Annotated in this window: 12 protein-coding genes and 3 pseudogenes; 7 read left to right on the forward strand and 8 right to left on the reverse strand. The window is 68.3% G+C overall.

The features are described from left to right. Window positions 1–180: 180 nt before the first annotated feature. The gene (locus ACFRFC_RS08180; RefSeq protein ID WP_382687281.1) at window positions 181–1,347 is read right to left on the reverse strand and encodes a hypothetical protein; all 1,167 of its coding nucleotides are present in this window, start codon (window positions 1,345–1,347) and stop codon (window positions 181–183) included. Window positions 1,348–1,557: 210 nt separating this feature from the next. Here ACFRFC_RS08180 and ACFRFC_RS08185 point away from each other — a divergent pair, with 210 nt between their 5' ends. Then, the gene (locus ACFRFC_RS08185) at window positions 1,558–2,424 is read left to right on the forward strand and encodes an alpha/beta fold hydrolase (protein ID WP_383112595.1); all 867 of its coding nucleotides are present in this window, start codon (window positions 1,558–1,560) and stop codon (window positions 2,422–2,424) included. Window positions 2,425–2,434: 10 nt separating this feature from the next. Here the strand turns inward: ACFRFC_RS08185 and ACFRFC_RS08190 are convergent, their stop codons facing one another. Then, entirely contained in the window at window positions 2,435–3,316 is an 882-nt protein-coding gene (locus ACFRFC_RS08190; RefSeq protein ID WP_382687287.1) for a hypothetical protein, read from the reverse strand. 1,355 nt (window positions 3,317–4,671) lie between these two features. On the opposite strand from ACFRFC_RS08190, the gene ACFRFC_RS08195 reads away from it, so the two are divergent. Beyond that, on the forward strand, window positions 4,672–5,262 hold the full coding sequence (locus ACFRFC_RS08195; RefSeq protein ID WP_382687290.1) for a TIGR03086 family metal-binding protein: 591 nt from the start codon (window positions 4,672–4,674) through the stop codon (window positions 5,260–5,262). Between the two features lie 262 nt (window positions 5,263–5,524). Here the strand turns inward: ACFRFC_RS08195 and ACFRFC_RS08200 are convergent, their stop codons facing one another. After that, window positions 5,525–5,656 (reverse strand): hypothetical protein, encoded by a 132-nt coding sequence (locus ACFRFC_RS08200; RefSeq protein WP_382687292.1) that lies wholly within the window; start codon window positions 5,654–5,656, stop codon window positions 5,525–5,527. A 5-nt stretch (window positions 5,657–5,661) separates the two neighbouring features. Continuing rightward, window positions 5,662–5,913 (reverse strand): hypothetical protein, encoded by a 252-nt coding sequence (locus ACFRFC_RS08205; protein ID WP_382687498.1) that lies wholly within the window; start codon window positions 5,911–5,913, stop codon window positions 5,662–5,664. Between ACFRFC_RS08205 and ACFRFC_RS08210 the strand changes: the two are divergent. Beyond that, window positions 5,799–6,158: pseudogene (locus tag ACFRFC_RS08210) on the forward strand (AraC family transcriptional regulator); the annotation flags it as partial. The gene ACFRFC_RS08205 and the pseudogene ACFRFC_RS08210 sit on opposite strands and share 115 nt — an antisense overlap. A 108-nt stretch (window positions 6,159–6,266) precedes the next feature. On the opposite strand, the gene ACFRFC_RS08215 reads toward ACFRFC_RS08210, so the two are convergent. Next, window positions 6,267–7,229 carry a hypothetical protein gene (locus ACFRFC_RS08215; RefSeq protein ID WP_382687500.1) on the reverse strand — a complete coding sequence of 321 codons (963 nt, stop codon included), beginning with the start codon at window positions 7,227–7,229 and terminating at the stop codon, window positions 6,267–6,269. A 767-nt stretch (window positions 7,230–7,996) separates the two neighbouring features. Here ACFRFC_RS08215 and ACFRFC_RS08220 point away from each other — a divergent pair. From ACFRFC_RS08220 to ACFRFC_RS08230, 3 genes and pseudogenes are all read left to right on the forward strand, one after another. Beyond that, the gene (locus ACFRFC_RS08220; protein ID WP_382687295.1) at window positions 7,997–8,728 is read left to right on the forward strand and encodes a DUF6875 domain-containing protein; all 732 of its coding nucleotides are present in this window, start codon (window positions 7,997–7,999) and stop codon (window positions 8,726–8,728) included. Further along, window positions 8,715–9,704, forward strand: a complete 990-nt coding sequence (locus ACFRFC_RS08225) for a methyltransferase (protein ID WP_382687297.1) — start codon at window positions 8,715–8,717, stop codon at window positions 9,702–9,704. Before ACFRFC_RS08220 ends, ACFRFC_RS08225 begins: the two co-directional genes overlap by 14 nt. A gap of 325 nt (window positions 9,705–10,029) precedes the next feature. Then, window positions 10,030–10,312: pseudogene (locus ACFRFC_RS08230) on the forward strand (transposase); the annotation flags it as partial. Between the two features lie 97 nt (window positions 10,313–10,409). Here ACFRFC_RS08230 and ACFRFC_RS08235 read toward each other — a convergent pair. Continuing rightward, window positions 10,410–10,820: a hypothetical protein gene (locus tag ACFRFC_RS08235; protein ID WP_382687299.1), complete on the reverse strand. Its 411-nt coding sequence runs from the start codon at window positions 10,818–10,820 to the stop codon at window positions 10,410–10,412. 121 nt (window positions 10,821–10,941) lie between these two features. Further along, the gene (locus ACFRFC_RS08240) at window positions 10,942–12,420 is read right to left on the reverse strand and encodes a ketol-acid reductoisomerase (protein ID WP_382687302.1); all 1,479 of its coding nucleotides are present in this window, start codon (window positions 12,418–12,420) and stop codon (window positions 10,942–10,944) included. 87 nt (window positions 12,421–12,507) lie between these two features. On the opposite strand from ACFRFC_RS08240, the gene ilvY reads away from it, so the two are divergent. Further along, a complete protein-coding gene (gene ilvY / locus ACFRFC_RS08245; RefSeq protein WP_382687304.1) occupies window positions 12,508–13,380 on the forward strand; it encodes an HTH-type transcriptional activator IlvY in 873 nt (290 codons plus the stop codon). A gap of 42 nt (window positions 13,381–13,422) precedes the next feature. On the opposite strand, the pseudogene ACFRFC_RS08250 reads toward ilvY, so the two are convergent. Continuing rightward, window positions 13,423–13,707: pseudogene (locus ACFRFC_RS08250) on the reverse strand (ISAzo13 family transposase); the annotation flags it as partial. Window positions 13,708–13,769 lie beyond the last annotated feature (62 nt).

Consider the following 13,769-nt stretch of genomic DNA (forward strand, 5'->3'; position numbering starts at 1 on the left):
TCGCGCTGGAGCGGCTGCTGACGGCCGCCGCTTGGGCTGTCCTCCCCCCGGCCGATAGGCGCTGCCAGGAGACCGCGACGTCGATGGTCAGGCCGGGATTGCGGGAGACGATCGCCGCCGGGACCTCTGTGGCCAGCGCGAACAGGGCGGCGTTGTGACTGGGCCCGGGCGCACGGGCCGTCAGCGGCCGAGCGGCAGTCGTACCAGCGCCGCCGCGGCCTCCCGCATGCCGCCGTGGCCGAAGCGGTCCGTCAGCGCCCGTGCCCTGCCGGGCAGGAGGCCGAGCCCGTCCGCGCACCGGGCCACCTGCTCCGCCAGCCGGTCCTTCAGCACCGGTTCCGCAGAGAGCTTACGTACGACCTCCACGATCGCTTTCGTCAGCGCCTCCGGGACGGCGGGCAGTGGTACGTCGTACGTGGCCGGCCCGCCGACGTCCGGCCAGTCCACCCGCGCATCGCAGTAGCCGTGTTCGGCGAGCAGGCGGGCCTGGAGGTGATGGGTCTCGTTGGCGGACGGCAGCCACAAGGCCGGTACGCCGGTCGCCGCCGCGTCGTAGATATTGCCGAGTCCCGGTGTCATGCAGGCGTACGCGGCGCCGGCCATCAGGCCGAGCACCGTGTCGCGGCCGTCGGTACGGACAGCGGGGTCGCCCAGCTCGGCTGCGACGGCGCGGCTCGTCGTGACGATGACGGACCAGCCGGCGGGCTGCGCGGCGCGGACGGCGTCGAGCATCAGCCGCGCGTACGCGGCGGCCTCCGAGTCCGGCCAGCAGGGGTTCTGGAGACCGCCCAGGTTGAGCAGGACGTAGCGCCCGGGACCCTCGCCCGCCCGCGCGGGCCGCCAGACCCGCCGGCGCGGCAGGCCGGGGATGATCGGCGGCACCACCAGGGTGTTGCGGCGGAGCGCCGGGTGGCCGGAGATCCGCTCGCGGACCCCGAAGAAGTCCTGCGCGATATACAGCTCGGCATCGTCGGCCGCCGCCGGGATCTCGGTCCAGAACCAGGTGAGCGCGTCGTACACCGCCACCCGGAACCCGGCGTGCCGGGCCAGCGCGGCCTCCGGGAAATCCATGGCCGTCACGAACAGGTCGTACCGGGGCGCCAACTGCCGCAGCCACGCCGCCCGTTCGTCGTCGGACAGGCCGGTGGTCGCGTACACCGTGTGATACGGCGGACAGTGCTGGAGGTCCAGCGTGTGCCCGGCGCCGAAGTAGCCCACCTCGGCACACCGGGGTGCCAGTTCCTGGGCGAGAGCTGCCGTCGCGGCCGGCGGCCCGAAGCCGAAGGGCTGGGCGTTCAGCAGCAGGCGCGGCCCGGCTCCCTGCCCCTGGCCGGTGCTGTCTGCCATGGCGGCACCCCTGGAGCGGATCGACACGATCGGTACCTGTCGCACGATACCGGAGCGGCTACGCTCAATGAGCAAGCCGCTACTTTGCGTTGCCGCACCGATTCTGATGCTGCCGCACCGATTCCGATCTGGAGCACGATGGACACCGTGGGCTTCCGGGCGACCGCCGGAACGAATCCCCGAACCGCGAGGGAAACCGGGACGCTGGCGGTGCCCGGCGCGCACCTGTACTACGAGGTACGCGGCAGCGGCCCGCTCCTGCTGCTCCTGTGCGGCGGCAACTCCGACGCCGCCGTCTTCGACGGCCTCGCCGACCACTTCGCCGCCGACCACCGCGTACTCACCCTCGACCCCCGCGGTAACTCCCGCAGCTCGCTCGACGGCCCCCCGGTCGACCAGTCCATCGACGTGCACGCCGACGACGCGCACCGGCTGCTCGACCTGGTGGCCGACCCCGACGAGCCGGTCCGGATCTTCGGCAGCTGCTCGGGCGGGCTCATCGCACTCCGGCTCGCGATCCGGCTCGCCGTCCCGCGACCGCAGCGGCTCGCCGCCCTGGTCGTGCACGAACCGCCCGCCTACGCGCTGCTGCCGGACGCCGCACAGCAACTGGCCTTCATCGACGCCGTCCACGCCACGTACCGCCGCGAGGGGATCGAGGCGGCGATGGACCGGTTCAGCGCCGCCTTCGGCGGCCGTCCCGCGCCGGTACTGCCCGAGGAGAACGACAACACCGACTTCTTCCTCGCCCATGTGCTGCGCCCGTTCTCCCACTGTGTGCCCGACCTCGCCGGACTGGCCCCGCTGACGGGGCGCATCGTGGTGGCGGGCGGGCAGGACTCACGTACCCACGAGGTGCACCGCCCGGCCGTCGCCCTGGCCGAACGCCTCGGAAAGGAACTGGTGCTGTTCCCCGGGGGCCACGTCGGCTATGTGAAGCACCCGGACGACTTCGGCGCACTCCTCCGTACGTCGTTCGAGGGTGAAACCGCCACCGGAGGAGGTGAAACCGCCAGCGGCAACTCACCGTGCGCCCCCGCGGTCGGCATCGCGGGCGTCCGTGATCTCCGGGCCTGATGAGGGATCATCAAGCGGCTTGCTCAGCGAACTTCTCGCTGTCCGGCAGTCGTACGACGGCGGTACCGGCCTGTGACTCGCCGAACCCCCAGCCCGCGACAAGTGAGCAGCCGACCTCTTCCAGGACATCGGTCGGCCCCGGCCAGTAGCCGGTGCCGCAGTAGAAGCCGCCCTCGCTGCGCGCGCGTTCCCGGGTGAGGCAGAGCATGCGGAGATGGTCGCGGAGCGCGGGATGCGTGACCGCGCTCAGCCGTTCTTCCCAGGGCTCGGCAGCGGAGGAGGCGTACCTGATGTCGTGCATCGACACCAGGTGTTCGCAACCGTGCTCTGTGAACGTGGCGGCCCGCATCGCGCCGGTGAGTGTGCCGTCGGTGGCGACCCGCAGCAGCACGGTCAGCCAGCCGTTCAGCTTCTCGGATTCCCTGCTGGTCAGCTCGACCCCGTGGCGCCCCAGGAGGGGTCCCAGCTCCGCGCCGTGCACCAGCACTTCACCGGCTTCATCGACCGGGGAAACGGTCCGCAGGTCGGCGACGAAGGCGTCGTCGAACGGCCGGGGGCCCTTGTGTCCGCCGTCGCCCCACGGTCCCGTTGCCGCCAGGAGGTCGGCGTCGAAGCGGAAGAGCGACTTGCTCAGGTCGAACCGCCATGCCCAGGGGGAGAAGGGGTGTTCCCCGTCCGGATCCGGAAGGTGTCTCGGCGCCCGGTCCGACAGCGCTTCGGGGGTGGCCCAGGGATTCGGGAACAGGAACTCGTCGAGGGGGTCCGAGGCGTAGTACACCCCGTATCCGGCGGCGGGGTCGACGGCCATCGGTCCGCCGAGCAGTATCTCGAAGGCAGTGGCCAGCGCGGTATCCCATTCGCCGGGGTCAGCCGCCGGGGCGGTCGCGGGCATCACGATGAGCACTCCTTCATGTCCTGTCGCGTGGGTTGACGCAAGCTACCAGCCGCGGCAGGCGCTTGCGCATGCCGGACTCGCCGACGTATTGGCCTGGGCGGTTTCCCGGGAACAGCCAGAGGGGGCCGGCGTCTCCCATACCGGCATACCGGCATACCGGCATACCGGCGCCGGGCTCGCGGGGGCTGACGTGCCGGGTCTGCCGAGTCAAGCGCATCGACTCGACAACCGTCCGCGCGGAGCTCGGCCGTTTCGTGGAACAGGCCCGAAAGCGGAGAGCCAGTCCGGGGCAACTCGCCCTCATCGACGCATCGGCCGCCCTATCGATCGGCTGACAGTCGCGATCGGCCGGCGGTACGGACAGACAGACCTGGCAATTGCATCGCCCAATCTCACCCCGGGCTCCCACGGAACCTCCTTCGGGTGGGTCACGGGTGTTCGGCCGCCGCATGGTGAAGCGGCGGGGCCCCGGCCTCGTGCGGTCCGTTCCCGGCTGACGGCCCGGCACACCGATGCATGACCCTACGGCGCGGCGCTGACAGTGCCGTGTTCGTACGGGGGCCGTTGCGCGTGGACGGCCGGGGAGGCGGCCTAGTGTGTCCGGTCGCCGTTGAACAGGGTCTTCGGCAGGCGCCGGAGAGCCTCATTCAGCACGCCGGCCGCGCACTGCCGACTCCGCGTTGTGGAAGACGCCGATCTGGGCCGGTGCCCGTACCTCGCTGGCGCGCAATGACTCGATGATGATCTGGGTGATCCACACGACGGCGTCAGAGATCCACTCGGGACATGTCCCCCCCATGCACGATGCCGCCGGGCAGGAGCCGGGACCGGCCTCTTGGAGGCGCAGAAGGCCGTGGCCGTGTCATGCAGCGACGTCGAGCACCTGCGCTGTGCTGCCCTTCGCCTTGGTGGCCGAGGTGAGCGGTCGGTCGCCGTTGCCGCGGTTGTCGGACGGTTGTCGGTCCGCTTGCCGGTGTATCTGCCGACGGGGGCGTCCGGTAGATGAGTGCCGCCGTCGGCGGGGCAGTCCGGCGGGTTGGCCGTCGGCTGTGGTGGCGAGGTGGAGGTCGGCGCGGGGCGCGGGGGAGGAGGCGGTCAGCAGCGGGATACAGCAGGAACCCAGCGGGTTCGCGGATTGCCGGAGGCGGTTCGCGGGGAACCCGCTGCGTGGAAGGGGTTGTTCCGGGCCTCGGCATACGGGTTCGTGAGAGCGGTGCCCTGTCTGCGGTTCACCTCCTTCCCTTGCTCCCCCACTGTTTCTGTCAGGGTGGACACGTTGTGGGGGCATACGTTTCTTCGCGTCGTGTGGCCGTCGGCCGGTGACGCGTGGCTCGGACCGTACCCCCGGGCGGATGGTCGTGTCGTGGCCTGATCAGTGGAAGAGGAACGAAGTGGCATCTTCAGTGCCGGAGCTCTACGGACGGATCGCGGAGCGTTTTGGGGAACTGATCCTCAATTGCCCGCCGGGTAGATGGGAGGATCCGTCCCCGTGTCCGGGATGGACTGCTTGGGACGTTGCGGCCCACGTGGTCTCGAATCACAGGCGGGCCGTCGCCGGGCTGGACGGATCAGGCTATTCCGCTCCGGGGCGGGGCGAGGACCTTGCTCAGGCCTGGGACGCGGCATCCGGGAAGATCAAGGCCGCCCTGCGTGACCCGGTGAAGGCCCGTGCCCTTCTGGGAGAGGAGTTTGGTTCCATCCCGTTCGAGGAGTTCGTGAGGCGGATGGCGTGTGCAGATACCTTGATCCATGGATGGGACCTGGCGCGGGCGACCGGCCAGGACGAGGTACTGGATTCCGAAGCGGTGGCTGTGGCGACTGAGATTCTGCTGCCGGAAGACGGGGATATCCGGATGCCGAGGGCGTTTGGCGCCAAGGTTCCTTCGGCCGCCGGTGCAGATACTCAGACCAGGTTGCTCAACTTCCTGGGCCGCAAGGTGTAGCCGGGGGAGGCCGTTCTCCTGCTTCTCATGCGCGGACGACGGTGTTGCCCGTCCCACGCCTGCGTCGGGTCGAAGGTGAGGCGTTCGGGCCGGGTCGGGTCAGCGGTGTCGCATGCCTCGTCTGATAGTGAGTTCGGCGGCCAGGACGCAGGCGCCGGGCGGGCGTCTCGTCGGTACGTCCGTGCGTGGGTGGGCGTCTCGGGTGCGTCGCGGCCTCGTCCACGGTGTCAGCTGCCGGGCCGGCATCTGTGGTTCGGGACTTCTACAGGTTCTGGAGCAGGGCACGGAGGCGGGCGCGGCTGTCGGCCGTGATGGTCACGCCCGGAGCCGTGGCGAGTTCGGTGTCCAGTTCCCGTAGCCGGTCGCCGACGCGGGTGGAGGTGATGGTGCCCATCAGGTTCAGGGCTCGGTGTCCCGCAGCTGGACCAGCCGGGCCGCTGCGGCAGCACGCTTCGACTCGTCTGCCCCGCCATGATCGGAAGTCTCCGGCAGCGTCCCGAAGGCGTTCGGGACACCCACCCCGTTCATCGGCACGAGTGAATGGGAAGGGAACGGCGGGCAGGCTTCCTCATCACGTTCACGCTGATCGTGGCGCTGACAGCGGCCTTCCTCGCGCACGAACTGGACGCGAAGGACCTGCTGCCCGAGCACACACACACCGTCAGGCACTCCACATCCGCATCCGGGCCCATGTACTCAAACACCTTCGCGACCCGGACCTCAGTCCAGCCACGATCGCCGCGGCACACTTCATCTCTGTCAGCTACCTGCACCGGGTCTTCCGCCCCGACGGCTGCACCACCGTCACCTGGATCCGCCGCCAACGCCTGGAACGCGCCCGCAGGCGCCTTGCCGACCCCGCTCACCCGGCCACCCCGGTGCACCTGATCGCCGCCCGCTGGGGCTTCAGGTGGTGGGCAACCGCCCTGAGTTGGGGTGCACGGTGTTCTGCCGTCGTGCGGAATGAGCCTTCGGATGCTGAAGCTCGCGAGTGGTTGAAATGGCTAACGCGAGGTGGGTGCTTGCAGCATGACCGTCTGCTGAAGGTAATGGTCGGGGAACGTGCCGACCTTGTACAAATAGAGGGATTCTGTTTCCGAGCCGCCGAAGTTGAGGGCCACCGCCCCTCTCCGTCTTTCTTCGAGGTAGATCCGCCATTGAAAGTACGTGGCCAGGCGCGGCCCTCTCATGGCGCCCATGTAGTATCCGTGTGTCGTGCCCGTCATGTTTCCGGTCACCGCGAACGCGTATATCGATCTGTGGCGAAAGAGATAATGATATCTGAGCCCCTCCTGATGGAGGAGACCGAGAGACGCCAGGAGTGAGGCGTTAAAGGTTTTCTCGTGTTCGCCGTAGTGTTCCACCCGTGCCGCATGGTGTGCAATGAAATCCGCTTCACCGCAGTTCAGTAGTGCCTCTGTGGCGCGATAGGCGCACTCCTCCCCGTGTAGACGTAGAGCCCTTCTGACCTCCCAGTATCGTGTGCCGACCGGCATAGCGGCCGGATCACCCGTTACCACGACTTCCGGATAGGTTTCATCGTCGCTCGGCGCATTGGAAGACCAGGGCGCAGACGGCTGGGACCACGCACGTTCGATCAACTTGGCAGCGAGTGCCGCGTTGCAGTACCGAGTGATCAGCGGCATGTTCGGCCACTTCGCGTAGGTGACCGAGGCAAGCAGTTCCAGCAGATCCACCATCGCCTCAAGGTCGCCCACCGGGCGCAGGGCGACCAGACATCCGGTATCGGGACGCCATGACAGAGCGAGACTGGCCTCGCCGTTGGAGACGAAAGCGCCCCTGCCGCGGGAGCGAAGCCAGTAGAAAAGCGGATGACTTCCGTGCACGTCAGTACCATCCTGAAGGAACGAACGGAACATGCGCGCATCCACTTCCTTCGCATCGGATATACCACTGGTTATCAGGCCGGACTGTTGCCGCAGACTTCGCACGAGATCATTTTCCATCCGAGCGAGGTTAGCTGTTCAGTGATGGGATCGCTACCCCCGCAGACGGGCGCGTTCTTCGCATATTCGGTACGTTACTGAACGTACTGCAACGCGTAATGCTGATGTCAATTCCGGGGGCTGATGGTGCGGGAGAGGCCGACCGTCGGTGGCCAGGTGGTGTCGACGGATGGCTTTTCCTGTCCGCACTGCATTTCTGCGACCGTCGAGGTAACAGTCCGTGTGGAACTCGAACTGGCCAACGGCGGGCATGGTGCCGCCTGTCCAGGGCTGTTGCGCTGACAAGCCTGCCGCCGGGCGCGAGCCCTCGACGACGCGGGCGGCTTTGGGGTTGGTCCCGGGCTCCAACTCGACGGCGCCGCCCTAGCGGCGCTGCTCGAATCCCATGATCCGCCGCCACCGAACTCGGTGACCTCGGGGAGTCGGCGGGACCGAGGCCAATACGTTCGGTCAACCTGCCCTTTGGCGGTGCCGAGAGAACCGATCCAGCTCTTGGCAACCCCGCCTCTTTATCATACCTTCACGACCTATGGAGCGTATCGCGACATCTGCCGGACTGCACCGGCACCAGACGGACATGCGCACACGGCACCGCAAGGTCTGGTCTGCCGGGCCGCCCCCGCCCGCATTGCACCAGGGCGCGATGTTGCACCGTTTGCACCGCCGCGCCACCGGTGGGCCGTACCGCCCGGCAGATCACGGCACTTCAGGACGACATCGGCGCGGCCTACCGCCGCCGTACCGGGGCACAAGGGGACTGGTAAGCCATGGGCGCTGATCCTCCCCCGGACGAGCTGAAACCTGCCGGTACCGGAAGGTGCCCGCCCACCTCGTGGGTTGGCACAACGCCAGGGGGCGGTTCGCCGTCGGTCTCTGACCGCGACCCCCTGCCGATCCTCACGGAGGTAACCGGCTGGCTGTGGTCCTTTCTCGTCGAATCCCACCCTCGCCTGGGGCGAAAGGGCGATGTCTGCCCGTTCATGGCTCAATCGCTGAGACTCGGCCGTACGGCCGTCAGCACGGTGGACATCAGCGGCCCCTCCGGACCGAGGCACTTGGAGATCCTGGCTCGCTCCGCCCTGGCCCGGCTCGGTGACGACTGCACCGGCGACGAGCTCTACAACTCCTTCGTCATGGTGCCCATCGGCTCACCCTCCGCCGTGCGGCAGGACGTTGTCCGCGCGGTGCAGCGGGTGTTGAAACCCGAGGCCGTCGCTGCGGGAAAGATGATCGGTGACTTCTTCCCTGGAAACCCCATGGCGGCCATCCACAACCCGCTCTTCCGGCCCATGGCCAGCCCCCACCCCTTACTGGCCGTCCGCGCCATGGTGGTGACCGACATCCTCTTCCTCGGGTCCCCTGCCGTCCCCGCCCGGGACCGCCTGTCCTCTCTACGTGTCTGGCACAACCGGTTCGGCGCCACCGCGGCCCCGGCCTGGGCTGCGCTCTATCACCAGGTCCGGGACACCGCGGAAGAGGAGGCCCATGCCCAGCCTTGACGGCGAGCGGCGCCGACTCGCGCAGCTTTACGACATTGCACCCAGTCGCATTCTGTCTGCCCTGTGCACCCTGGGTATCCCCGACCACATCCCTGCCGAAGGGATCAGCACCGGCAAGCTGGCCGCCACCCTACGCATGGATTCAGACCGCCTGCTCAGGCTGCTCCTCGCTGCCGAGACCCTCGGGGTGGTGTGTATCGAGCAGCACACCGTCCGCGTCACCCCGGCCGGCACCTTGCTCCGTTCCGATCAACCTGGCGGGCTGCACGCCGAGTTCACCGACAACTCCCTGTTCGCCGCCTGGACGCCCTTCGCCGAGACTCTCACCACCGGGCGCCCCAGTTACGAACTCCACCATGGGCAGCATGTCTTCGACCGTCTGCGGCACGACCCTGACGGCCTCGAAACCTTCCACCAGCACATGCGGACGCGCGCGATGCACCTCTACCGCCCGCTCGTCCCCTTCCTGTTGGACCACTGCACCATCGACGTACTCGACCTGGGCGGGGGAACCGGCGGGCTCGCCGAACTGCTGCTCACCGCCACCACCACGCTCAAGGTCACGCTCGTGGACCGGCCCGAGGTCATCAGCCTCGTCCCGCCCCACCTAGCAGGCCAGTACGACGCCCGGTTCACCGCCGTCGCCGGTGACATCACCGAAGGCGTACCGCTGGGAGGCTCTGCTTACCTCCTGGGAAGCGTGCTGCACGACTGGCCCGACGAAACCGCCATCAAGATCCTGTCCCGGTGCCGCGAGGCCCTCAGCTCCACCGGCGTCATCATCCTCCTGGAGCGTGTTCTCGACGACGGCCCGGATCCCGGACGTCTCAGCGACATGTGGATGATGGCGATGACCGGGGGGAAAGAGCGCACCCGGACGGAATGGGCCGGCCTTGCCGAAGCCGCAGACCTGACCCTGCGGCACATCCATAAGAATCAGCATGAACTCGCAGCAGTGCTCCTGACTGCCGCCTGACGACCGTTCACTCAGCTCCCGGCGGCTTCCGGTCCTGTCGGCATCCGATCCTGTCGGGTGTGGCGTGGCCTACCCGGTGTTTCCCAGTCCCTCAGAGCGTCTGCGGACAGGACGGTGCGGGTGCCCTCCGGGCGGGCGGCCGAAGACGACCTGGGCCTCGGCGAACCCGGCGAGCATGTGGGCCGCCCGCAGCCGCATCACCTCCGGCGCGCCGCCTGTTCCTCCTCGTCCTGCCACTCGTGTTCGGTCGGCAGCCACTCCCAAAGGCGGCCCGGCGGCCGACGCTGCGACGCCGTCCGCCGCGTCGGACGAACAACTCGTCGCGATGCTGGTCGACCGGGCCCGCAGCGAGGGCCCGCGGCTGACCGGCGGGGGTGGGCTGTCGCAGCAGCTGACCATACGGGTGCTGGAGTCCGCGCTGGAGGGCGAGATCACCGACCCATGTCGGCCACGAGAGGCATGATCCAGCCGGGAAGAACAACGGCAACAGCCGCAACGGCACGCCTGCGAAGACCGTGCTGACCGACGTCGGCCCGTTCGAGGCCAGGGTGCCCCGGGACACCGCTGGCAGGCTCGGGCCGCAGATCGTCAAGAAGCGGCGGAGGCGGTGACGGCGATGAGGGCGGTGACGGCGGTGACGGCGCTGATATTTCGTAGGGAACCGGACGTCAGGCGATGACGCCGAAGCTCTGATCGCCCCTGACCTCAGGTTGTGAAAGGGCGGCCGACGAACACCAGTCGACCGGTGTCGTTGGACACTTCCTCGGCGAACAACACATCCGGGCCGTCGCTGTACGTCGCAAGCGCTCCATAAGCGCCGGACAGTGACGCATCCCCCTCGCTGTCCAGCAGCACGAGACCACTGAGCTCCTTGCGATACCGGGCTGCCGCGGGCACATCGGCCGTAGCGGTGAAGAGATACGAGCCCAGACCCGGCGTGTTCGCAATCCACCATCGATCGAACGGGGGCGGTGAGTCCGAGACCAGGGTGTAGCTGTCCCACTCGAGCACTCGACCGTCGAAGCAGCGCATCACGTAATGGTCAATTCCGACCACTGTCGACAGGTGACAGAAGCCCGGGGCGAGAGTTTCGCCGACATCGAACCGCACATCCACGTTTCCACTCCTTCTCATCTCTCCGCATCCGAATGAGCCTAAATTGTCTACAGGACACCGCACGCTGTTTCGCGCCACAGCGCCACAGCGCCACAGCGCCACAGCGCCACAGCGCCCGGCGTCAGCCGACGAAGATGTCCACGGAGGGGCGCAGTCGGGCCGCCGAGGCGAGTGCGTCGTGAGCCAGGTGCTGTGTGAAGGCGTTGATGAGCTCGGGGTCTGCGGTGTGCTCAGCTGCGGGGAGTGCGATCTGCTCGTAGGCCGACTGGAAGCGGGGTCCCCAGCGGCGGGAGCCGAGTCGGGCCGTCTGGGAACAGTTGTCCACCATGTAGGCGACATCACGAGCGTGCATGTACGGCAGCAGCGAATCGACGGCCTCGATGACCGACTCGTTGACGATTTCCGACCAGGGGTGGCCGCGCTCCGCGAACTCGTCGATCTGGCCGATCATGGTAGCGACGAAGAGACCCGCGGTGAACGGGTCGATGGGCAGCTCCCGCTCGCCTCGCCGGGCGCGCACGGCTTCGGCCTGCTGCCACATCGGGGACCCGCTGATCTCCGCCATGGGCCGGGTGGCCAGCCTCTGCTCCGCGAGGACGACGCTGCGCAGCTCGGTGCCGTCGGCGACTTCGTCGTAGATCTCCGCGACGATGTCACGCGCCGGCTGGTAGGCCGCGCTGTAGGCCCGGTCGAAGATCTCCTGATCGGCCGGGGGCAGTTGCCGGCGCACGGCGCGAAGCCCATCGCGTGAGATCGCGTGCGCGATGGGGCCGGTGACGTTCTCGCAGGAACGCTCGTAGGCGGTGATCGGTTCGTCACCCGCAAGCCGGTAGTGCCGGTAGAGCGCCTCGACCAAACCGTGGACGGCGCCCAGGAGGATGGCGCGTTCACCGACGATGTCGGACCGGTACTCGCTGTCGAGCGTGGTACGGAAGGTGTACGGCGACCCCAGTGCCACCGACCAGCCGAGCGCGCGGTCCACGGCCTTGCCATCGGCGTCGGCGTGCACCGCGAAGCTGCTGTTGATCCCCGCGCCGTTGATCTCGGCTCCCTGCTCGTACAGCCGACGGACCGAGTCGCCCATGCCCTTCGGGCAGACGGCGATCACGTCGTGTCCTGCGGGGAAGTCACCTCCCACGGAGCGGAGATGGCCAAGAAGAAAGCCATGCGACAGCCCGATCGTGGCACCCGGCTTGAGGACGTCGAAGAGTTTCTGATGGCGGTTGACGAGTGCGGCGTCCGCGATGAGCAGGATGACCAGGTCGCTGGTGGCGGCGACCTCGACCCAGTCGCCGAGTGTTCCCTCCTCCTCCGTGAATCCGTGAGTGCGGGCGTCGGCCGCTGAGGCCGAGTTCGGGCGGAGCCCCACCGCGACCTGAACATCTGTTCCCGACAGCGAGTCGCGTAGGTTGCGCGCCTGCGCGCGCCCCTGGGGACCCCAGCCGATGACGCCGATCCGCCTGATGTCGGCAAATGCCCGCTCCAGCAGCGGGAAGAGGTGGCGGCCTCCACGCAAGATTGTCTCCGTGCCGCCCGGAACGTCCATCGTCTCGGGGGTGAAGACTGCGGAGGTGAAAGTGTTGGTGGGTGTGGATGTCATAACTGACTTGTATTTCCACGCGGGAAGACATGGCAAGCGCAAGAAGTGCACCGGGCCGTTGCGATCGGTGAAAGGCTATGGTGAAGCGTGCTTGGTGACCACCGCGACGTAAAGCTCTTCCTGCATTTGACGCAGACACTGAACTTCGGCCGCACCAGCTTGGAGTGTCATGTCAGTCCGGCCACCCTGACGAGGTCCGTGCAGCGCCTGGAGGCGGAGCTGGGCCAGGCTCTGTTCGACCGCACGCCCCACGGAGTCACCCTGACGGTCGAGGGCAACCGCTTCCGTGCCTACGCCATCGAGTCGCTCGACCGATGGAAGGAGTACCGGCAGGGTCACGACAAGCCATCGAGCCTGGTGGGCCAGCTCGCGGTGTTCGCCACAGTGACCGCCTGCCAGGCCCTGCTGCCCGCTCTGCTGTCACCGTTCCGCGCCGCCCATCCGCAGGTCCGGATCGATCTGCGCACCGGCGATGCCGCCGCCGCGCTCGCCAGACTGGACGAGGGCGACGTGGACGTGGCCGTAGCCGGTGTCCCGGCCCGGCTGCCGGAGGCGCTGCTGAGCAGGACGGTAGCGACCACCGAAGTGGTGTTCGTGTCAGCGCGGGACCAAGCGGAGAACGCGATGGAAGGCCCTTTTGTGCTGCCCCACCGAGGTCTGGTCCGTGAGGCGGCCCAGCGCTGGTTCCGCTCGCGGAACTGCGTCCCGCAGGTGGTGGCCGAGCCGCAGGGCCACGAGGCGCTGCTGACCCTGGTTGCCCTCGGATACGGGACCGGAGTCGTGCCCAAGCTCGTCCTGGACACCAGTGCCGTGCGCGGGGCGCTGTCCATCGTCCACGTCGACCCGGGACCAGCCGCGCTCACCATCGGCCTGTGCGTGAGCCGGGCGAACCTGCGCCGACCCCTGGTCGCCGCGCTGTGGAGCCTGACCGCGGGCGGTACCTCGACCGCCGGCGCATGACGTCCGACCGACGGCCCTGGCCGGCGTTGGCTTGGAGACCGACCCCTCCTCCCGCAGCAGGTCGGCGACGGTATCCGCCGAGACGCGGTGGCCTTGTCCCCTGAGTTCGTCGGCGAGTCCGCGGGTGGACTTCGTCGTCCATCGCAGCGGCCACATCGGATCACCGCGCATATCCGGCTCGACCAGCGCCAACAGCGCGGGCCGCAGCCCAGGATCCGGGCCTCAGCCCCCCCCCCATCAACAGACGGCGCTGCCGCTCGTCCAGATGCGGAAACAGCACCGCGAACTCAGGCTGAGTTGACAGCGAACCTCACTGGATATGCGCACGGGTTCGGCGCTACGACGCCTGCGCGTCGTGAGAATCGCCGGTTTGGCCAACCGGTGATCCG

This window comes from Streptomyces sp. NPDC056734, from assembly GCF_042790455.1.
Lineage (GTDB): Bacteria > Actinomycetota > Actinomycetes > Streptomycetales > Streptomycetaceae > Streptomyces.

Excerpts from the sequence above, each read along its gene's own strand:
- ACFRFC_RS08180 (WP_382687281.1), bottom strand. The coding sequence starts at position 1,347 with ATGGCAGACAGCACCGGCCAGGGGCAGGGAGCCGGGCCGCGCCTGCTG.
- ACFRFC_RS08195 (WP_382687290.1), top strand. The coding sequence starts at position 4,672 with ATGGTCGTGTCGTGGCCTGATCAGTGGAAGAGGAACGAAGTGGCATCT.
- ACFRFC_RS08240 (WP_382687302.1), bottom strand. The coding sequence starts at position 12,420 with ATGACATCCACACCCACCAACACTTTCACCTCCGCAGTCTTCACCCCC.
- ACFRFC_RS08215 (WP_382687500.1), bottom strand. The coding sequence starts at position 7,229 with ATGGAAAATGATCTCGTGCGAAGTCTGCGGCAACAGTCCGGCCTGATA.
- ACFRFC_RS08200 (WP_382687292.1), bottom strand. The coding sequence starts at position 5,656 with ATGGGCACCATCACCTCCACCCGCGTCGGCGACCGGCTACGGGAACTG.
- ACFRFC_RS08225 (WP_382687297.1), top strand. The coding sequence starts at position 8,715 with ATGCCCAGCCTTGACGGCGAGCGGCGCCGACTCGCGCAGCTTTACGAC.
- ACFRFC_RS08220 (WP_382687295.1), top strand. The coding sequence starts at position 7,997 with ATGGGCGCTGATCCTCCCCCGGACGAGCTGAAACCTGCCGGTACCGGA.
- ACFRFC_RS08190 (WP_382687287.1), bottom strand. The coding sequence starts at position 3,316 with ATGCCCGCGACCGCCCCGGCGGCTGACCCCGGCGAATGGGATACCGCG.